The organism is Flavobacterium chryseum, from assembly GCF_004362015.1.
In the GTDB taxonomy this organism is placed as follows: Bacteria; Bacteroidota; Bacteroidia; order Flavobacteriales; family Flavobacteriaceae; genus Flavobacterium.
The window spans coordinates 279,998-299,350 of record NZ_SNWW01000002.1 but is presented as its reverse complement, the minus strand read 5'-3'; the positions used below and the strand labels follow the sequence as shown (position 1 = coordinate 299,350).

Annotated in this window: 18 protein-coding genes; 8 read left to right on the top strand and 10 right to left on the bottom strand. The window is 34.6% G+C overall.

Annotation, left to right across the window (positions count from 1 at the left end):
- The first annotated feature begins 186 nt into the window (after nucleotides 1–186).
- Nucleotides 187–714: a biliverdin-producing heme oxygenase gene (locus EV143_RS04980; protein ID WP_166638118.1), complete on the top strand. Its 528-nt coding sequence runs from the start codon at nucleotides 187–189 to the stop codon at nucleotides 712–714.
- A 62-nt stretch (nucleotides 715–776) separates the two neighbouring features.
- Nucleotides 777–3,044 carry an ATP-binding protein gene (locus EV143_RS04975; protein WP_133506869.1) on the top strand — a complete coding sequence of 756 codons (2,268 nt, stop codon included), beginning with the start codon at nucleotides 777–779 and terminating at the stop codon, nucleotides 3,042–3,044.
- 86 nt (nucleotides 3,045–3,130) lie between these two features.
- On the opposite strand, the gene EV143_RS04970 is transcribed toward EV143_RS04975, so the two are convergent.
- On the bottom strand, nucleotides 3,131–4,279 hold the full coding sequence (locus tag EV143_RS04970) for an acyltransferase family protein (protein WP_133506868.1): 1,149 nt from the start codon (nucleotides 4,277–4,279) through the stop codon (nucleotides 3,131–3,133).
- Nucleotides 4,280–4,380: 101 nt separating this feature from the next.
- The gene (locus tag EV143_RS04965) at nucleotides 4,381–5,289 is read right to left on the bottom strand and encodes a LytTR family DNA-binding domain-containing protein (RefSeq protein WP_133506867.1); all 909 of its coding nucleotides are present in this window, start codon (nucleotides 5,287–5,289) and stop codon (nucleotides 4,381–4,383) included.
- A gap of 229 nt (nucleotides 5,290–5,518) precedes the next feature.
- Between EV143_RS04965 and tssD the strand changes: the two genes are divergently transcribed.
- From tssD to EV143_RS04935, 6 genes are all read left to right on the top strand, one after another.
- Complete coding sequence (tssD, locus tag EV143_RS04960) at nucleotides 5,519–5,911, top strand: type VI secretion system tube protein TssD (RefSeq protein WP_133506866.1); 393 nt, start codon at nucleotides 5,519–5,521, stop codon at nucleotides 5,909–5,911.
- A gap of 39 nt (nucleotides 5,912–5,950) precedes the next feature.
- Nucleotides 5,951–7,804 carry a contractile injection system protein, VgrG/Pvc8 family gene (locus EV143_RS04955; RefSeq protein ID WP_133506865.1) on the top strand — a complete coding sequence of 618 codons (1,854 nt, stop codon included), beginning with the start codon at nucleotides 5,951–5,953 and terminating at the stop codon, nucleotides 7,802–7,804.
- A gap of 2 nt (nucleotides 7,805–7,806) precedes the next feature.
- The gene (locus EV143_RS04950) at nucleotides 7,807–8,334 is read left to right on the top strand and encodes a hypothetical protein (RefSeq protein WP_133506864.1); all 528 of its coding nucleotides are present in this window, start codon (nucleotides 7,807–7,809) and stop codon (nucleotides 8,332–8,334) included.
- On the top strand, nucleotides 8,322–9,458 hold the full coding sequence (locus tag EV143_RS04945; protein ID WP_133506863.1) for a phospholipase effector Tle1 domain-containing protein: 1,137 nt from the start codon (nucleotides 8,322–8,324) through the stop codon (nucleotides 9,456–9,458). Before EV143_RS04950 ends, EV143_RS04945 begins: the two co-directional genes overlap by 13 nt.
- A gap of 100 nt (nucleotides 9,459–9,558) precedes the next feature.
- On the top strand, nucleotides 9,559–10,506 hold the full coding sequence (locus EV143_RS04940) for a DUF2931 family protein (RefSeq protein WP_133506862.1): 948 nt from the start codon (nucleotides 9,559–9,561) through the stop codon (nucleotides 10,504–10,506).
- 217 nt (nucleotides 10,507–10,723) lie between these two features.
- The gene (locus EV143_RS04935; protein WP_133506861.1) at nucleotides 10,724–11,737 is read left to right on the top strand and encodes a zinc-binding alcohol dehydrogenase family protein; all 1,014 of its coding nucleotides are present in this window, start codon (nucleotides 10,724–10,726) and stop codon (nucleotides 11,735–11,737) included.
- A gap of 71 nt (nucleotides 11,738–11,808) precedes the next feature.
- Here EV143_RS04935 and EV143_RS04930 read toward each other — a convergent pair whose 3' ends face one another.
- The 8 genes from EV143_RS04930 to EV143_RS04895 form a co-directional block, all read right to left on the bottom strand.
- A complete protein-coding gene (locus tag EV143_RS04930; RefSeq protein WP_208111252.1) occupies nucleotides 11,809–12,858 on the bottom strand; it encodes an alpha/beta hydrolase in 1,050 nt (349 codons plus the stop codon).
- A gap of 77 nt (nucleotides 12,859–12,935) precedes the next feature.
- Nucleotides 12,936–13,808 carry a helix-turn-helix domain-containing protein gene (locus EV143_RS04925; protein ID WP_133506860.1) on the bottom strand — a complete coding sequence of 291 codons (873 nt, stop codon included), beginning with the start codon at nucleotides 13,806–13,808 and terminating at the stop codon, nucleotides 12,936–12,938.
- Nucleotides 13,808–14,221 (bottom strand): response regulator, encoded by a 414-nt coding sequence (locus EV143_RS04920; RefSeq protein WP_133506859.1) that lies wholly within the window; start codon nucleotides 14,219–14,221, stop codon nucleotides 13,808–13,810. Before EV143_RS04920 ends, EV143_RS04925 begins: the two co-directional genes overlap by 1 nt.
- Nucleotides 14,222–15,475 carry a sensor histidine kinase gene (locus EV143_RS04915; protein WP_133506858.1) on the bottom strand — a complete coding sequence of 418 codons (1,254 nt, stop codon included), beginning with the start codon at nucleotides 15,473–15,475 and terminating at the stop codon, nucleotides 14,222–14,224.
- Complete coding sequence (locus EV143_RS04910) at nucleotides 15,476–15,775, bottom strand: circadian clock KaiB family protein (RefSeq protein WP_133506857.1); 300 nt, start codon at nucleotides 15,773–15,775, stop codon at nucleotides 15,476–15,478.
- A 4-nt stretch (nucleotides 15,776–15,779) separates the two neighbouring features.
- Complete coding sequence (locus tag EV143_RS04905; protein WP_059118753.1) at nucleotides 15,780–16,076, bottom strand: circadian clock KaiB family protein; 297 nt, start codon at nucleotides 16,074–16,076, stop codon at nucleotides 15,780–15,782.
- 1 nt (nucleotide 16,077) lies between these two features.
- Nucleotides 16,078–17,757 (bottom strand): circadian clock protein KaiC, encoded by a 1,680-nt coding sequence (gene kaiC, locus EV143_RS04900; RefSeq protein WP_133506856.1) that lies wholly within the window; start codon nucleotides 17,755–17,757, stop codon nucleotides 16,078–16,080.
- Between the two features lie 171 nt (nucleotides 17,758–17,928).
- Nucleotides 17,929–19,161, bottom strand: coding sequence for an RNA polymerase sigma factor (locus tag EV143_RS04895; RefSeq protein WP_133506855.1), 1,233 nt, complete (start codon nucleotides 19,159–19,161; stop codon nucleotides 17,929–17,931).
- Between the last annotated feature and the right edge of the window lie 192 nt (nucleotides 19,162–19,353).

Genomic DNA, 19,353 nt, shown 5'->3' with positions numbered 1-19,353 from the left:
ATCCTTTTTCTTGCTTTTTTCAGCAAGAAAAAGATATAGCGGATAGCTGGAAATAGCTCCTGATAATATTTCAAGGGAAAAAGCACTAATTATTTTCTTAAAATCAAATAAAATGAGGCATTTAACTACAGCAAATAGTATATTTGTGCCACCTAAGAAAAATAGAACAAACTAAATTATTCGATATTGAATTTTTCCATTTCCACAGATTTTTTAAACAAACTAAAAACACATACCGCAGCATCGCATAAAAGGCTGGAGGAACTTCCGGTTTCTTCTTACATTCTTTCGCCAAACATGAAAATGGACGATTATGCGCATTATTTACAATTGATGTACGATGTACATTATAGTGTAGAAACAACTGTTTTTCCGCTACTTTCTACTATTATTGATGATGTAAACGAAAGAGCAAAAAAGGATTTAATCGAAGCTGATCTTTTGTATTTAAATTATCCTAAACCTGTTGCACGACCTGTTTTTAGTACACAATACATAACAATTCCGTTTGCTTTGGGAATTTTGTACGTGGTTGAAGGTTCTTCGCTTGGTGGCAGATTCATCTTAAAAAATCTTGAAACTATCGACGGACTTACAGACGGAAAAGGGGTTTCTTATTTTCAGGATATGGGAATAAAACGGGGAGTTATTGGAAAACTTTCCTACATTTGCTTACCGCATACGAAGAAGAGTATAATGTTGAAGATGAAATAATTGAGGGAGCAGTTTATGCCTTCGATTGTATTCATAATCATTTCCAGCAGACAAAAAAATAAATGAAATTAAGAGATATTGTAAATCGGGATATAGTCACTTTGACCAATTGCGAGCACGAACCCATACATATTCCCGGAAGTATTCAGCCGCATGGTTTTTTGATTGGCGTTACCACAGACTGGACAATAGATTTTTGTACGGCTAATATTTCAACGTTTGTTGATTTAACGTACAAAGAAATTATTGGAAAAGAGTTTGGCGCCACCTTTGGAAACCACGTTCATGAAACGATAGTAAAATATATCAATGATGGTATAAATCAATCGGTTTTTCCACTTGAAATTGAACTTTTAGGGAAATTATTTCAGCTCAGCATTCATAAAAGCAACGATATTTATGTGCTCGAGGCTGAACCGCATTTTAGAAGCAGAGAACTGCTTGCAGATTTATATTTGCAGAATATTCAGTTTATTACGGACATGAACTCTACCAGAACGCTGCAGGAATTGTGCGCGCTTGTGGCGAAAGGAACGCGCGAAATTGCGGGTTACGATCGTGTCATGATTTACCGTTTTGATGAAGATTATAATGGTGAAGTTTTTGCCGAAGATTGTCGGGAAGATTTAGAGCCGTTTTTAGGATTGCATTATCCGCATACCGATATTCCGGTTCAGGCGAGGGAATTATACATGAAAAATCAGCTTCGTTTGATTGTTGATATGGATTATGAACCGGTGCCGATTTTTACGGTCGATAATCAGGAAAATAAAAACCTTGATTTAAGCCTTTCTATTTTAAGAAGTACTTCGCCAATTCATGTTCAGTACCTGAAAAATATGGGAGTGGGAGCGACGCTTACCATTTCACTTATTCACCACGGAAGACTTTGGGGATTAATTGCGTGTCATCATTATTCGGCAAAAAATATTTCGCCGGAAATTAGGCTTGCGGCTAAACTGCAGGGGCAATTTATCACATCTCAAATCGATTTGCGACAAAGTACAGATGAATATGAGATTGCCCGTAAAACAGCTTTGGCTTTAGAACATTTGGTGGGTTTAACTCTTCCGCTTGATCATTTGCCTTTTGAAATTATTGTTACTGATCCTGAATTATTGAATCTTTGTAATGCTGCAGGTGTTTCTATTTATGTTGGAGGAGAAATGTACCGATATGGTTTAACGCCGTCAGAAGATCAGATTTCTAAGATAAGTGAGGAAATATCACATCATGTCAGAGAAGGAATTTTTTGCACTAATAAACTGGCAGATTATTTTAGCGAGGATGAAAAGTTTAATGTTGCCGGAATTATTTACCATTCGCTTGGTAATGAAAACAATATAATTTGGTACCGACCTGAAAATATATCTGAAATAAATTGGGCGGGAGATCCTGTAAAGGCAATTGTAAAAGACAGTAATGGGCTGCATCCGAGAAATTCATTTAATATTTGGAAACAAATAGTTAAAAATCAAAGTAGCCGCTGGCTGCATCTTGAAATAAATGCTGCGGCTAGTTATGCTCATGCGCTTCACAACCAGATTATTATGATGATGCTGAGTGAAGAGGAAGAAAAATACCGTAATCAAAGTGATGTTTTGAAGGAAACCAATGCAGAACTTGAAAATATAAACTGGATTAGTACGCATGATTTGCAGGAACCTTTGCGTAAAATTCAGCTGATTATATCTAAACTTTTGGGTGAAATCGATAATGTTCCGGCACAATCGGTTTTTGATTCTTTGTTGCGCGTTTCGAATTCGGCTAACAGAATGCAGACTTTATTGCAGGATATTCTAAAATATACCCGTGTAAAATATACTACCGATTCGCTTCAAAAAGTAGATCTGAACGCTATTATGGAGTCGACAATTAGCGAAATGAAGGAAGTATTTAATGAAAGCGGTGCTGTAATTGAATATGAAAATCTGCCTGAAGTGTACGGAATTAACTTTTTGATGAAGCAGCTGTTTTCTAATATTCTTCAAAATTCAATAAAATACGCGTCTCCCGATCGCTTACCGGTTATAAAAATAACGGCTTCGCAAGAGTCTGAAATCTATGATCATGCGAATAAAATATATTGCAACTGGATTACTTTTACTGATAATGGTATTGGTTTTGAACAGGAATATGCGGCATCGATTTTTAAAATATTTACGCGATTGCACACTCAGGAAAAATACAGCGGTTCCGGAGTTGGTTTGGCTTTATGTAAAAAAATAATGCAGACTTGCGGCGGAACTATTAAAGCGGTTGGAGTACCGGGCCAAGGAACGGCGATAACGGTTTATTTTCCTTGTGATCATTTGATTCCGTTGATTTAATTCAATTTCTACATAAAAAAATCCTCTGAACGAACTTCAGAGGATTTTTTATTTGGATTGATTTGTTCCCTTTTTAATTGCTGATTTTAGATGATTTTTTTAACACCGGGAATTAATAAAATCAATCCGCCTAAAGCAAAACTTCCCACAACTATCAATGGTGCCACTACAAGAAGTTTTATTGCAGGATCTACTGGCCAGTTTCTTACCGCCAATGTAATGGCAACAACTACGACAGGATGAAAAATATAAGTGGCAAAACTATAGCGCGATAATTTGGTAAGCAATGCAGATGATTTGTTCCAGTTTTTTCTCCCCTTAATTAATAAAACGGTTAAGATGGAAAGCCCAATCCATTGTTCCCAAACGGCGTACAGCAATTGTTGCCAGTGAAAACCTCCCGAATACCATTCTACAGGCATTTTTACCGTGATTCTGATAATAAAAAAGACAGGAAAAAATAACAAACACAGCCAAGCAGAAAGCGTAAGGTGTTTTCTGGTTTTTTCAGAAAGTGCTTCGAACCAATTGTTTTTAGCAGCAATTAATCCAATGGTAAAAAAGGCAATATATTGAGGAAAATGTCCTAATTGAAATCCGAACGGTTCTAAAACCCATCCCACCGGAAATATAATTCTAACTAAAAAAGAAACAAAACCTAAAGCGACTGCAAAGAGAATGATAGTTCTTGATCCCGGAACGGGGAATGTGTTTTCGAAATTGATTTTAAAAACCGTTTTTACGATTACATAAATAAAAGTAAATACAAGCAAAGCTAACACAAACCACATTACACCAACTTCCCAGGCATCGTAAGCGCTCATATATTGCAAAAAGGGAATATGATGTTCGAGTGCAAAATAATACACGAGATAACTGGTGAAAGGAGAAATTAGAAGCACATAAAAGACTAATGGAATTCCTAATCGGATCAAACGATCTGCAATGAATTTAAAAGTACCTTTTTTGGTAAATGAAACATCTGTAAAGTAGGCCGCAAGCATAAAGAAAAAGCCCATAAAAAATGACTGGTTGATGCTAATGAACATTTTCATGGGAACAACAACACCCATAATAGTTGTTGGTTCTGTATAATACCATCCTGAACCGGAATAAGCAATAAAAGTATGATGAAGAATAACCAGTACTGTTAATAAAACTTTGATAGTATTGATGTAAACGAGTTTGTTTGGCTGTTGCGCACTTGGAGAAAAAGCAGCATTTTGAGAAGACATACGAAATAGATTTTGAGTTACTGATGGCAAACGTACAACAAGAAAATACAGTTTTAAGTCGGCATGTTATCAGCAACTAGCTTTTGTGATGAACAACAAGCTTAAGCTATTTGTCGGTTTCTGAGTTGGTTATAAAAGCTATTGAAACTCTCAATTTGATTTCTTGAAACAGGCACTTTAAGATCGGTATTATAAAACGACAATAGATATCCCTGAGAATTTCCGGCTACTTTTTGAATCTTAAACATGTTGACCAAATACGCTCGGTGGCATCTGAAAAAATGCGGATAAGCTGTTATTTGTTTTTCGAACTGCGTCAGTGAAATTCTTTTTAATTCGACATTGACTTCTTCATTTTCAGATTTGGTGAGTTCAATATAATTGCCGTCAGCTTTTACAAATAGTAAATGTTCTAAATCGAGCGTAAAATCATCTTGTCTCACTTGAGTATTGATGAAGAGCGTCGATTTTAGAATTGTTTTTTCGGGTTCATTTGCTAACGGAACAAACTGTAATACAAAAGGAGAACCTTTTTTTGATTGAAAATAAAAGCCGGTTAATCTCAGCAAAAAATAGAAAAAGATTCCGGCAACAAAGCAATTTCTGATTTCTTCATATAAATAATGTAATAACCAATTGAGTTTGTTATTATAAATCAGATCACGCATCAAGAAACTTGCGATTCCACACAGTAACAAAACTGCGCCAACGTGTGCGTATTCGCGAAGCAAGCTCCATTTATTAAATCGATTGTTTTTTTGTTTTATGTAATTGAATATTCCAAAATAAACAAACAAAATCAAGGCAGGTGAAAAAGCGTGAAAGAAACAAATCAGGAAATAATTCATTCTGAATTCAGGTTCGTAAACTCCAAACGGTGTAAACAATAAAAGAAACATAAAAAGAACAGCAAAAACAACAAAAGCACTTTTCACGAGATTTTCAGATTGATATCGGATTGGATATTCAATTTCGTTTACTAAATGTTCTTTATTAATGTAAAATCTCATGGTCGAATTGCCTTTGTTTGGGATTAAAAGTACAAAAAAAGCCTTCTTAAAATCATAATTGATTATAGAACGCTTTTTTAGTCGGTGTCTTATTTTGATACTTATAAAACTTATTGTGGCTCTTTCCTGATTGGGTTTGAATTTATTTTACAAGAGCCTTAGTTCTCTGGTACTTTTTAACCTTCAGTAATAACAGAGCGATTCAAAACAATAATCAAACAATAATTATATGAGTTTTTTAGCAAAATTAGAATTAGACAACGAAGTTTTTAATGTCTTACAATTTGATGTGAGCTTTGTTCAAAACGTTGACAACAATGGAAAACCAGCCAGTAAAGCCAAAGGCGGACAAATTAGATTAATAATCGAAACCACACAAACAGATTTATTTTCAGATTGGATGGTATCCCATACAAGTGTAAAGGACGGAAAAATTATTTTTTACCGAAGAGATGCCATGAGTACCATGAAAAAAGTGAGTTTTAATAAAGGATATTGCATTTCGCTTCAAAAGAAATTTAATAGTGAAGGAACGGTGCCTATGACGACCGAGATTCTGATTACTTGTAATGAAATAAAAGTAGGCAATACTGTATTCGACAATAACTGGAAAAATTCTTAAAACTAAAAAACACTATTAACTACCAAAGAATAAGAGAATATGGCATTACAAACTGATACAACCATAAAAATAGGCGAAACCTTAATCAGGAATTTTAGCCATCTAAAGATTATTCAAAAAATTCATGATCATAATACTTTCACTTTAGAAGTACGCAAAGATTTATTAGTGGATGAATTAAAGAGCGTGATGCCCGTTTCGCAGCAACTATCGGGCGCAAAAATCAGCATCGAAATAAAACCAATACAAGGTTTGGATGATCTGATGATTATTAAAAATCCCAAAGATTATATCCTGCAGTTTTATGGTGTGATAACGAAAGTAAGATTGCAAAAATCGAATATTAAAGATGTAGAGGAAACGATATTGATTCAGGGATGCAGCACCTCAATATTGTTAGACAATGCACCGGATTCGAACTCTTTTACAAAAATGTCCCTTGAAGATATTGTAAATAAAGTAAAATCAGGTTATGAGATAGATATGCATGTTAATTCCTATTTCAAAAATAATCTGGCTTATACGGTTCAGTATCAGGAAAGCGACTTCGATTTTCTAAACCGCCTGGCTATGCGCCACGGACAATGGTTGTATCATAACGGACGTACAATAGTTTTTGGAACGCCGGGAAGCTCATCTGTAGAACCAACTTTGGTTTATGGCGTTAACCTGCATGATTTTAGTTATAATATAAAATTACTTCCTGTATTGCTTAAAGTCCTTGAAAATGACCATCGAAAAGGGGATTATTCTAGCGATGCCATTTTAAAATACCGAAAAGAAGTTGACGGATTCCATCAAAACTTTATTAATAAATCGAGCGAGGTTTTTAATAAAGAAACGCTTATTCAGCTCAATCAAAATGCAGTTGAAGGAAATGGCAGTACTGCCGCTGAAGAATATGCCAAAAACAAAATGCGCGCTGTAGCAGGCAAAATGACGCAGATAAAAGGCATTAGCGAAGTTCCGGGAATTACAATAGGCAATAACGTTGTAATAAGCGGTGTCGATGTACAATTAGAAAGTGCTTACAGAGTAACAAAAATAACCCACACCTGCGATGATGGCGGCGGTTATGAAAATCATTTTACGGCTGTAAACTTTAATGGTGCGGTATTTTCACCCAAAACGAATCCGGATTTATTTCCGAAATGCTACAGCCAGACTGCAATTGTAACAGCCAACGCAGATCCAGACGGACTTAGCGGAATACAGATACAAATGCCTTGGCAGGAATTAAAAGGAGAAACTACGCCTTATGTACCATTGATTCAAAAATATGGCGGAGATGCAAGAGGCGGTCATGTTATTCCGGAAATAGGCGACACTGTATTTGTTGATTTTCAGGGAAACAATGCCGAATTGCCAATCGTAATGGGGACGATGACGAGCAGAAAAGAGAAAAGCGGTTATAGTATGCCTAATAATGATTTGAAAGTTTTCCGCACGCGCTCAGGAATCTTAATTGTGTGTAACGATGCTGATGGAAGTGTTTTAATTCAGGACCCAAGCGGAAACAAATATTTTATGGATGGGAATGGGAATATGGAATTTGACGCTCCTAAAAACATGACTTTTAATGCTGGGGAAGATATTACTATCAATGCTGGGCAAAATATGAATACTAATGTAGGTGTCAACAAAAATAATACTGTTGGTGGAAATTATTCCGAAACGATCACAGGTTCGAAAGATGTAACTATAGGAATAGATTTTATAGTGAATGTGACAGGAAAAATGTTTGAATGGGTAAAAGGATCTAAAGAAACACAGAGTAAAGGAATCAAAGAGATTGCGAAGGAAATAAATCTAAATAGTACCGAAGAAAATATAAATATATTAAGTGCGAAAAATGTAAATAACCATAGCGGCGAAACATCTAAAAACGGTTAATTATGAGTATTACGAGAATTATTGGCGGATCACTCACAAAGACCGCCACAGGAAATATAGAAATTCATGCAACAGATGGAGATCTTAATATAATTTCGGCTAAACACAATAAACAATATGGAGAAGAAGGCATGTCTTATAATGATTATGAGCCCTTACATCCTGCTGATTCATTAGCAAATGAAATCGATATTACGCTAAATATTTTTTTTGATGGTACACAAAATAATAAAACCAATACGCTAAAAGGTAAAGATTACATAGAATCGAACCATATAGACGATAGCTATACCAATAACTTCTCGAACGTGGCACGAGGTTATGATACCGTAGCTACTAATGTTCCTTTTCAAGAAAAAATTTATATAGAAGGTATAGGAACTCATAATGAAGAAAGTGACGATATTCTTCCAGATGTTGCCTTAGGTATGGGCGATAGAGGTGTAATGGCAAAAGTTGTAAAGGCTTGTGTTGAAGTTGGGAAAAAGTTTCAAAAAAAGAATATAAAAGTAAAGAAATCGATGAATTAAAAATAAATGTTTTTGGTTTTAGCCGTGGTGCCGCAGCAGCCAGACATTTTTTGCATGTAGCCAATAGTCCTGCAGTTGTTTTTAGCAAAGACAAAGATAATAATGTAACACTTATTGCGCCAAAGGTCTACCAAGACATGCTAATGGAAGATGCCAGGATTACGATACCTTATAGCCCTATATTAGATAAACACGGTTATTTTGCAGCTTGTTTATTAAAAAACGAAATTAATCCAAAAAGAATTCATTTCAATTTTACAGGACTCTACGATACTGTTGCCTCTTATGGAGTTTATCATGGCAATGATGTAAACGATTTAAATCTGGATGCCATTAAAAATTCACATTTTGTATTTCAGCTTTCTGCTGATGATGAATACCGCGAAAATTTTGACCTAACTGATATTACAAGTGCGGGCTTAAATGGTTTAGAATATACCTTGCCCGGTGTACATTGTGACATAGGCGGTTCTTATAATGATAATGAAGATGAAATTTCTGTTTTGTATTACAAAAGACAGTCAATATACAACAGGATTATTCATGATACAGATACAGAAATTGAAAAATTTAAGGAAATAGTAATTAATGAGGGCTGGTACAAACCTAATCAAATTACATCGGGTGTACTTCATGACTCAAATTTAGGTACAGAAATAAAAGGAAGTGTCGATGATTCCGAAAAGTTCTATACTGTTGTAGGTACAAGAAAAAAATTGCAAAATACCTATGACAAAATACCTCTAAAAAAAATGTTTTTTTACTCTGATCATTTTGGGGTGAAATATAGTGATGTGAAGATTAAAACAAAACACGAAATAAATAATCCCTTTTTGCAGGGAGTTTACAACCAATTAATGAACTATATGGCAGCATGCAGTGATTTAAGGAACAAATATGTTAGAGCAAAATCGACTGATTCGAAAAGTTATTTAAATGAATTACGGCAAATATCGTATCTCGATTATATAAATGAAAAAGATTTAAAAAAACTACGAAACGAATATTTACATTGGTCTGTAAAAGCCAATAAATTTGGATTGGAAACACGCGAAAGTCAAGCCCCGTCTAAAGAAGGCGCTTTAGAACAAAAATATAGAAAAAGAGAAATACACCATGGATAAAATAAAAAAAATAGTATTGTATTATAGTTTATTAGCTGTTGTTTTTACCCAATTAATTAGTTGCCAAATGAAAAAAGAATTACCGCAATTTCACGTATAAATGTGCCACCCTGAAGATAAATATTTAATAGAGGTGGTTAATGATAAAGTAAAAACACTCGAAGGAGTCTCTGCTTCTTTCCCGTACGGAGGTTCTTCGGGTGAATGGGGAGATTCTCATGCTTCCTGGACAGAACAGAACGGTACACCTATCGGTGCAGATGTTACTTATTATGCAGGGTATGAAGATACTTTTTATCGTTTAAATGTAGATTTTCCAGTAGATACGATTGTAGACTTAAGTAAAAGATTCTATTGCAATAATGAAGATTTAGAATATGGCGACATTTTAAAGGAATACGTATATGAGAGAAAACCCAATCAAAGAGCTTATACGGAGTTTAGAGATTTGGTTTTTGGTTTTGCTCCAAAAGGAGTGGTTGTGGTTTGGTTGCGGTATGGTGCAACTCAAAAAGAATTAGGACGTTACCAAGCAGAGGTAGTAAAAGACAACGCAGCACTTGAAAAAAAATTATTTGCATCATGGTCAATGAACCGAGAAGAAGTGCGTGAAAATTACTTAGCTCCATATTCAAGTCCTGAAAAATGGGACAATTATCGTAAAAAATATGTTTGGCATCCTGTAATAACTTCTGATAACTCAAAATTCAAACTTTTTGATGTAATGACAGGGTTTTTTAATGCAGAATCTGAGATTGCAGTTAGGCCTATATCATTGAACCCTGCTAAAAGGGAAAGGGCTATTCCCAGTGCAATTACTTTTTTTTGGGAAACAGGTAAAGGAGAAAAATATGAAGGAAGAGCATTTTTTAATTGGGAAAAAACCAACGAAAAATTTAAAAATGAAGATAACGGCGATAATGAGATTCAAATAAAAGTGAATAATGGCAATAGAGATTTTGAAGTTTTATTAAATGGAAAATCTTTAGAAACAGTTAATAAAAGGGTGTATTTAAGCAATCAAGAATTTAAAGACTCGTATAAATAAACATTTCACTCATATTAAAATGTTATAATCTGCCATAACATTTACATATCTTTTGGTTGGAATTTTATATAATGAAATACTTTTATCAACCTGATGACCTTTGGTCCCTAAATTCTTATTGATAAATTTGTACCGATATACCATCAATTTATACCATTTTTAAAATTTTGTTGAGACTTATCTTTGTGTTATTATTTTAAACTTTAAAAGTAAAAAAATGAAAGCAATAGGATTTAAAACATCATTAGACATAACAGAAAAAGACAGTTTCATTGAATTTGAAACTTCTAAACCAATTCCGGGATCGCGTGATTTATTGGTGAAGATTAGTGCCATATCTGTAAATCCGGTCGATTTTAAAATTCGCCAAATCGGAGCTAAAGACACCGTTCTTGACACGCCGAAAATTATTGGCTGGGATGCCGTTGGTATTGTTGAAGCGATAGGAGAAAACGTAACCTTATTTAATATTGGCGACGAAGTTTATTACGCGGGCGACATTACAAAACAAGGAAGTAATGCAGAATATCAAATTATTGATGAACGAATTGTGGGCAAAAAACCAAAATCGTTAAGTATTGAAGAAGCAGCCGCAATTCCGTTGACTGCTTTAACAGCCTGGGAAACATTATTTGACCGTATTCGCATTAGTCCGGAAAAAGACAAAGGAAAAACTATTTTAATTATTGGCGGTGCGGGCGGAGTAGGTTCTATCGCAATTCAGTTGGCGAAAAAAATAGCAGGCTTGACGGTTATTGCAACGGCATCACGTCCAGAAACTATTGAATGGTGTAAAAAACAAGGAGCAGATTTTGTTGTAGATCATAAAAATCTGATTTCATCAGTACGTGAAGCAGGATTTGAACATGTAGATTTTATTTTAGACTTTGTAAATACCAATTTTTACTGGGATACAATGGTTGAACTCATCAAACCTCAAGGGAGTATTGCCTCCATTACCGGAAGCAGTGACCTGGTTGCACTCAACAAATTAAAAACTAAAAGTATCTCATTTTCATGGGAATCAATGTTTACTCGTTCGACATTTCAGACAGCTGATATGGAGGAACAAGGAATCATTTTAAACAAAGTAGCTGATTTGTTAGATGACGGAACACTGAAATCTACTTTAAAAGAAACCTTAATCGGACTTACAGCTGATAATCTTAAACACGCTCATCAGCTTTTAGAATCAGGAAAAACGATTGGAAAAATTGCTATAAAGTTTTAATTCAAAAAAAAATCAAACAAAAAAAGAGCTGATTCTAGAATCAGCTCTTTTTTTTGTCTTATCAAAATTTCTTATTTCAATGTATTTTTAATCACAACAGCAGCTTGCAAAATTGCAGTTTGCACGGCAGGAACATTTGAAATAGGATTTAAAAGTCCGTAATCGTGAATTAAACCATTGTATCTTGTTAATGTTACAGGAACTCCGGCTTCGTTTAGCTTTCTTGCATAAGCTTCACCTTCATCTCTTAAAACATCATTTTCAGCAGTTTGTACTAATGCAGGAGGTAAGTTTTTAAGTTGTTCTATACTTGCTTGTAACGGAGAAGCGTATATTTCTTTTCTTTTGTTAGTGTCTGGCAAATAATTATCCCAAAACCATTTCATCATATTTTTAGTTAAGAAATGTCCATTGGCAAATGCGTTATAAGATTCTGTTTCAAAATTAGCATCGGTTACCGGCCATAATAAAACTTGTAGTTTAATTTGCGGACCTTTTTTATCTTTTGCCATTAATGTAATTGCAGCAGTCATATTTCCACCAACGCTGTTTCCTACTACAGCAAGGTTTTTACCGTTTACACCAATTTCTTTTCCGTTTTCGGCTACCCATTGTGTGGCAGCATAAATTTCATTTATGGCTACAGGATATTGCGCTTCAGGAGAAGGTGTATAGTCAGGGAAAACGGCAACAGCACCACTTTCTACAACTAAATCACGAACCAGTCTTCTATGGGTTGGATAATCTCCTAAAACCCATCCACCGCCGTGAATAAAAATAAATACAGGTGCATTTGCTTTAGCGCCTTTTGGTTTTGTAATATGAATTTTTACTTTTAAACCGTTTTGAGAAATCACTTTTTCAGATTCTTCAATTCCTGAATAATCAACTTCAACCGATTTTTGAGCGCCAACCAAAACGCCACGTGCGTCTGCAACACTTAATTGTTCTAAAGGTTTTCCGTCACCTGAATTTAATGCTTTCAAAAAAGTACGGACTTCTGTAAAAACCTGAGGATCATTTTCTCCTTTAAATTGTCTTTCTTGTGCTATTGCAATTGTATTTGCGATTAACAATGCTGCAATAAATAAACCTTGTTGTAATACTTTACTAGTTTTCATATCTTTAATTTTTTATCAGTTATAATTTGATAGGACAAAGATATGGCGGTAGTAAAGCTCTAAAAATAGACAAAAGTCTATTCTAATTGTACATTTTTCCCTAGAAGGTACTTTTTCTTGAAATTAGACGGAGTGTCGCCAACTTTGTTCGTAAAAAGTCGGTTAAAATAAGCCGGATCTTCGTAACCAAGTTGGTAAGCTATTTCTTTTACGCTTAAAGTAGAATATCCCAAAAGCCTTTTTGCTTCGAGCATAATGCGGTCTTTGATGATATCGTTGGGCTGTGTAAGTTCTAACCGATTGAATTTGTTGGATAATGTTTTGGGAGCCACGCCAAGAATATCGGCATAATCGGCTACACTATGTTTGGTTCTGAAATGAATTTCAACCAATCGGCTAAAATCCCTGAAAAAATCCATTTCTTTAGAGGGTTCGTTATTTAAAACTCCTAATTGCTGTGTTTTCCAGATTCGGGTTGCTTTTATGATAAGCTGTTTCAAATAGGTTCTGATCATTTCTTCCTGAGAAGAATCGGGAGCATCAAACTCTCCCTGAATTTGTTCGTAAATGGCTTCTACAAATAAAACTTCCTTATTTGGCAGCGCCGTCATTGGCATTTCGAAAATATTATTAAACAATAATCCGTCGCAGGCAACCTCAGCATCGTGAATTTGTACGCAATAAAAATCGCGATTGTAATACATAAAATAACCTTGGCTTTTTCCTTCTTTATCTATTTGCAGGTATTGGTTGCTATTGATAAAAAACAGGGAAGGCGTTGTGGTTTTATATTGCTTAAAATCGATTGTAATCAAATAATCTTCGGGTAAATAAAGTACCTTGATATAAGGTTTGTAATATTCGCCATTAATTTCTTCAATAGAATCCTCATTCAACACCAGAAAGCCTAGTTTTTTATAGTTAGATTCAAAAAATTTATGAGTATTCATTATGCTGATTCCTGATCAATTATGTTTAGGATACTTTTCGGAATTTCCTCAAAAGCTTCAAAAGAATAAGGCTTTATAAGATAGGCTTTTACACCCATTAAATCGCACTTTTCTTTATAGGCAGGATTTATGCTGGTTGAATAAACAAAGCACGGAATTGACTTTAAATCATTAGTATTCAAAATTACTTGTAGTGCTTCAATGCCATCAATTATGGGCATATTGATATCGGTAAGTATTACGTCCGGGTTTTCATTAGATTCATCTTTTAAATAGCTCAAAAGTTCTTCAACATTTGCAACCAGACTTACTTTTCCAAAATTAGGATTGTTAGTAAACGTTTCGTAAATTACATCAGCGTCATCAGTATCATCTTCGGCAATAATAATATGTAAGTTTTGTAAGTGTGGCATTTAGATTGGGAAATAAAGATTAAATGTGGTACCTTCATTCGGATTACTTTCTACAGTTATATGTCCGGAATGATTTTCCATTATTTTTTTGCAGATAGCAAGTCCAATACCGTTTCCGGAATACTCACTTCTAGCATGTAAACGCTGAAATATGGTGAAAATTTTATTCAGATGGTTTTTCTCCATTCCAATACCATTGTCTTTTATCTGAATTTTTACAAACTGATTTATTTTATTGGCTATTTCAGATTCAAAATATTCTGTTTGAGAAATTTGAATTATTGGCGGAACATCTGTTCTGCTGTATTTAATTGCATTTGAAATAAGATTTGAAAAAAGCTGGCGCATTTGCACTCTCGAAGCTTGTATCAAAGGCAGTTGTCCTACCTGAATAGTGGCTTTTTTATCGGTAATTATAATTTCAAGGTCATCTATTACTTCTGAAATTATTTCCTCTAAATTAATTTCTGTACGTTCTTCCTGTGCAGTGTGCGACGAATATTGCACCAAATCATCAACAAGTGAATTTAATCGTAATGCAGCTGATTTCATAATACCTATTGATCGGGCATCTGTTTCATTAAGATAAGTACCGTCAATCTTGCCATTATGCATTACAATTTTTCTTAAGGGTTCTTTTAAATCATGCGATATGACATGAATGAATTCTTCAAGATTTTTGTTGGTTTTATTTAATTCGTGTATGTTTTCTTCGAGTTCTTTTTGATGGCGTATCAGTGCTTCCTCCTGTCTTTTCTTTTCTGTAAGATCTGTTACCACAATTCCAATCGCATCAACAGACGGTTCAAGATCTGTTAGTGCAATATGCGCGGGAAAAACTTTTATAAGACTGTTGGTTTCAAACTGTATTTCATGAGCCGTAATCCCAAATTTTAAAGCTTCAATAAGCGAAACAAAATTTTCGGGATTATGAAAATATTGATTTATATAAGTTCCGATTATTTTTTCGGAAGCTATACCTACCAATTTTGAAAAGTATTCATTGCAATATAATACTAGTCCGTTTCTTGAGATACTCAGCGCACCCTGTCCAAATTTCTCAATAAGCAATCTAAAAGTATAGTCGGCAGTTTCAAGCGAATAAAGTTGCGGAGTTCCTTTTGTTGTTACCACCAATGCATCAACATCTCCTTGCTTTATAGCATCAACAATACTATTAGATTCATAAAGTTGTTCTTTTAGTAAATCTATTTCGGCTTGTAGAGATTCGATATTTGTATTATTGTCCTTCAATTATTCGCGTATATTTAAGATTCTCAACACCTTTTCTTTATCTGACAAATCGCCCAATATTATTCTTCTTGGAGCAGGATTTGTTTTTATTAAAGTAGGTATTGCTACTATTTGATGTATAACTGCCTGATCTGTATCACGACTGATATCTATAATTTCTAGTTCGTAGTTATTTTCAAGATATTGATCACAAATACGACGCAGGTTTTCAATAGCATGCCCGGACTTAACAGACATACCAGAAACAAAAAGCATAAATTTATATCTATTTGCACTAGAGCCATCAGAGGAATCGTCCATTTTTCTATGAGTTTAATGGTTTAATATTAAGCCCCACAAGTACGCGTTCTTCATTCGAAAGATCACCAATGATCTTGCGAATGGGTTCCGGGAACTTTCTAACTAATGTTGGTACAGCGAAAATCTGGTCACCTTCGGCCAATTGAGGATTTTTAAGTAAATCTACTATCTCAATGCTGTAAATTCCTTTCAAATGCTCTTCGGCATATTTTTTAATATTTTCAAGTGCCGTAATCGATTTTGGCGTTTGCCCTGCGATATATAATCTTAATTGCCATTCGGCTACAACTTCTTCTTTCATCTTATTGTTGTTTTTTTTCAGAAGCCAGTTTTTCCTGCAATTCTTCTGTTGCTTTCAAAATACTTAATTCTTCCTCAGCAGATTCAAATTCATTTTTAAGAGCTTCTATATTAGCTTCAAGAACTTTGCGTTTACGCATAATTTCTCTGTCTTTTCTGCTAATTTCGTTTTGAAGCTTAATTTCCGTAATGGTTTTCTTAAAATGATTTGATTGTCTGGCGGTACCTGTAAGTATTCCTTCCGGACCTATTTCAACATCTAATAATTCTATTCCTTTTTGTGTAATTACAAACTCTCTAACCTGATTAGAATGTCCCATTCCACGTGCTTTTACAATGAATATTCCACGATTTCTTTCTCCTATTCCTTCCATATCGCGCACTGTAATCCAGGTGTCCACCAAAGAAGATACTGATTCTTCTGCAAGATCAGGTCTGACATTATCAGTTTGTTTGTTTAAAGAAGTAAAAAGAGCCGTAATATTATTTGCTTTTAGCATATCTATAAGCCTAACCAGCATAGAACGAACTTCATGTTCGCTTCCTACGGTTACCAAATTACTGATAGGATCAATAATTATGGTAGTAGGTTTAAATTCTCTGATTAGTTTTCTAAGGGTTAACAAATGCAGTTCAAGGCCATTAAGCGACGGACGTGAAGAATGGATTTGTAAATTGCCCTTTTTGATATGTTTATCAAGGTCAATACCTATCGATTTCATATTTCTAACCAATTGCTGCGGAGATTCTTCAAAAGCAAAATAAATGGTTTTTTCATTTTTTTCGCACTGTTCATTGGCAAAATAACAGGCAATAGTAGTTTTAGCTGTACCGGCAGTTCCTGATACTAGTATATTACTACCTCGATAAAAACCACCACCCTGAAACATGTCATTTAATCCGGGAACTCCGGTAGGAATAATGTCTGAAGAAACTTCATTATCTAGTCTTAGCGATGTAATAGGAAGAACCGAAATTCCTTCCTCATCAATAAGAAAAGGATATTCGTTTGTTCCGTGAGTTGACCCTCTATATTTTACAATTCTAAGCCTTCTGGTAGAAACCTGTTCCGTAACACGATGGTCTAAAACAATAACACAATCTGAAACGTATTCTTCTAATCCCTGACGCGTTAAAGTTGCTTCACCGCGTTCACCTGTTATAATCGCTGTTACGCCTTTGGTTTTAAGCCAATGAAATAATCTACGAAGCTCAGCTCTAAGAATAGCCTGATTATCAAGACCGGCGAATAAAGATTCGATAGTATCGAGAACAACACGCTTTGCATTTATCGAATCGATTGCATGTTCTAATCTAATAAATAATCCGTCGAGATCATATTCTCCAGCTTCTTCAATTTCGGATCTTTCAACCCTAACATGGTCAACTACGAGTTTTTTATCTGCTTTAAGTTGCTCAAGGTCAAAACCAAGAGACTTAACATTTAAAGTAAGGTCGAGGGAGGGTTCTTCAAAAGACATGAAAACTCCGGGCTCGTTATAGTCTGTAATTCCTTTAATAAGGAATTGCATCGATAACAATGTCTTTCCGCAGCCGGCGCCACCGCAGATTAGTGTAGGTCGTCCTTTCGGAAATCCACCATCAGTAATCTCATCTAGGCCGTCTACTCCTGTAGGAGTTTTGGGAAATATAAAACTATGTGATTTTTCTTTTTCTTGCACGCTAATAAATATTGTATTTACTCAAATATACGTTTTTCCAAAACATTTTCAAAAATTATTTATTAAGATTTAACAGATGTTTAATTAAAATAAATAGCATTTTAGAAATATTCGCGATAGAAAAATAAAAAAATTGAGAAAAATAAAAAAAATCTAAAAATGTCAACTTTATTAGCGAAGCTGCTGCATGTTTTTGCTTATAATATTTTTGTCAGAAGTTGTTTTGGCCAGGCCAATTGCGGTTTCAAAATGCTTTCTGGCTTTTTGGTTATCAAAATCCGTATATAAATTCCCTAGCAAAGAATAATAGAAATGATTGTCAGTTAGGTTCAGTTTTTCAGCTTCAACAATCGCTTCTTGCTTACTTGTTACTTTCGATAAAGCGTAAGTTCTGTTTAAGGCAACAATTGGAGAATATTCTAAAATGATCAGATTGTTGTATAATTCTAAAATATGCTGCCACTTTTCCGGCGTATCTTTTTTCTGTGTATGCCAATAGGCGATTCCAGCTTCAAGATGGTATTTTGAAAGCGTATTTCCAGATGAAGATTTACCCAGAAAATAAATTCCCTTATCAATTAATTCCTGGTTCCACAGCAATTCATCCTGATCCTGATATAAGATTATTTCGCCGCTTTCAGTAGTTCGGGCTTCAAATCGGGAAGAGTGAAAACACATTAACGCCATTAATGCATTGGTTGCAGGCAAATTGGTTGCTTTATTCTGAATTAGTAAAAAAGTAAGTCGCATCGCTTCAGAACAAAGGTCTTTACGTAAAGTCGTATTTTGCGAAGTAGAATAATAACCCTCAGAATAAAGTAGATAAATGGTTTTAAGAACCGTTTCTATTCGGTCGTTTACCTGTGTCTTGCTCGGATTTTGAATTTTGATGTTTTCTTCTTTGAGTTTTTCCTTCGCGCGATTGATTCTTTTATAAATCACTTCTTTATTAGAAAGAAAAGCATCTGCAATTTCACTTATTCCAAAACCGCACAATAAGTTTAAAGCAAGGGCAATCTGCGCTTCATCAGAATTACAAGGATTACAAACCGTAAATATCATAGCCAATTGACTATCAGCAATATTTTTTTCAGACAAATCAATTTCTGTTTCAGGATTGTTTAGCGGTGTGTTGTATTTTATTTCAGAAACAATTTTGTTTTCGAAAATAGCATTTCTCTTAAAGTAATTTTTGGTTTTGTTTTTAGCCACTGTATAAAGCCACGCTGTAGGATTTTCGGGAATTCCTTTTATTGCCCAGATTTCTGAAGCCGCCACAAAAGTATCGCTCACAATATCTTCCGCAATTTCAATATGATGAATTCCGAATAGATTACAAAGTACAGAAACGATTTTTTGATATTCGGTTCTGAATAAATTGGGTAGGAGTTCCTGGTTGTTCATGTAATGTTGTGTTGAAATCTTTGTCAAAGTATTGTGTCATCTCTACGGAGGAGACTCGAGCGATAGCGACAGACGAAGTAAATCACATCCTAATAATCCGCAATCAAACTCTTCAATCTTTATCGAGAATGGATTAAAATCCATCCCTATAATATGTTTTGTTCCTCCGGAACTTTCTTGATAGAATTGTTT

Bases quoted from the DNA above. Each gene is read 5' to 3' on its own strand.
- tssD (WP_133506866.1), top strand. From the start codon at position 5,519: ATGAGTTTTTTAGCAAAATTAGAATTAGACAACGAAGTTTTTAATGTC.
- EV143_RS04935 (WP_133506861.1), top strand. From the start codon at position 10,724: ATGAAAGCAATAGGATTTAAAACATCATTAGACATAACAGAAAAAGAC.
- EV143_RS04925 (WP_133506860.1), bottom strand. From the start codon at position 13,808: ATGAATACTCATAAATTTTTTGAATCTAACTATAAAAAACTAGGCTTT.
- EV143_RS04970 (WP_133506868.1), bottom strand. From the start codon at position 4,279: ATGTCTTCTCAAAATGCTGCTTTTTCTCCAAGTGCGCAACAGCCAAAC.
- EV143_RS04965 (WP_133506867.1), bottom strand. From the start codon at position 5,289: ATGAGATTTTACATTAATAAAGAACATTTAGTAAACGAAATTGAATAT.
- EV143_RS04950 (WP_133506864.1), top strand. From the start codon at position 7,807: ATGAGTATTACGAGAATTATTGGCGGATCACTCACAAAGACCGCCACA.
- EV143_RS04975 (WP_133506869.1), top strand. From the start codon at position 777: ATGAAATTAAGAGATATTGTAAATCGGGATATAGTCACTTTGACCAAT.
- EV143_RS04910 (WP_133506857.1), bottom strand. From the start codon at position 15,775: ATGGACGATTCCTCTGATGGCTCTAGTGCAAATAGATATAAATTTATG.
- EV143_RS04955 (WP_133506865.1), top strand. From the start codon at position 5,951: ATGGCATTACAAACTGATACAACCATAAAAATAGGCGAAACCTTAATC.
- EV143_RS04930 (WP_208111252.1), bottom strand. From the start codon at position 12,858: ATGAAAACTAGTAAAGTATTACAACAAGGTTTATTTATTGCAGCATTG.
- EV143_RS04895 (WP_133506855.1), bottom strand. From the start codon at position 19,161: ATGAACAACCAGGAACTCCTACCCAATTTATTCAGAACCGAATATCAA.
- EV143_RS04920 (WP_133506859.1), bottom strand. From the start codon at position 14,221: ATGCCACACTTACAAAACTTACATATTATTATTGCCGAAGATGATACT.
- EV143_RS04940 (WP_133506862.1), top strand. From the start codon at position 9,559: ATGTGCCACCCTGAAGATAAATATTTAATAGAGGTGGTTAATGATAAA.
- EV143_RS04905 (WP_059118753.1), bottom strand. From the start codon at position 16,076: ATGAAAGAAGAAGTTGTAGCCGAATGGCAATTAAGATTATATATCGCA.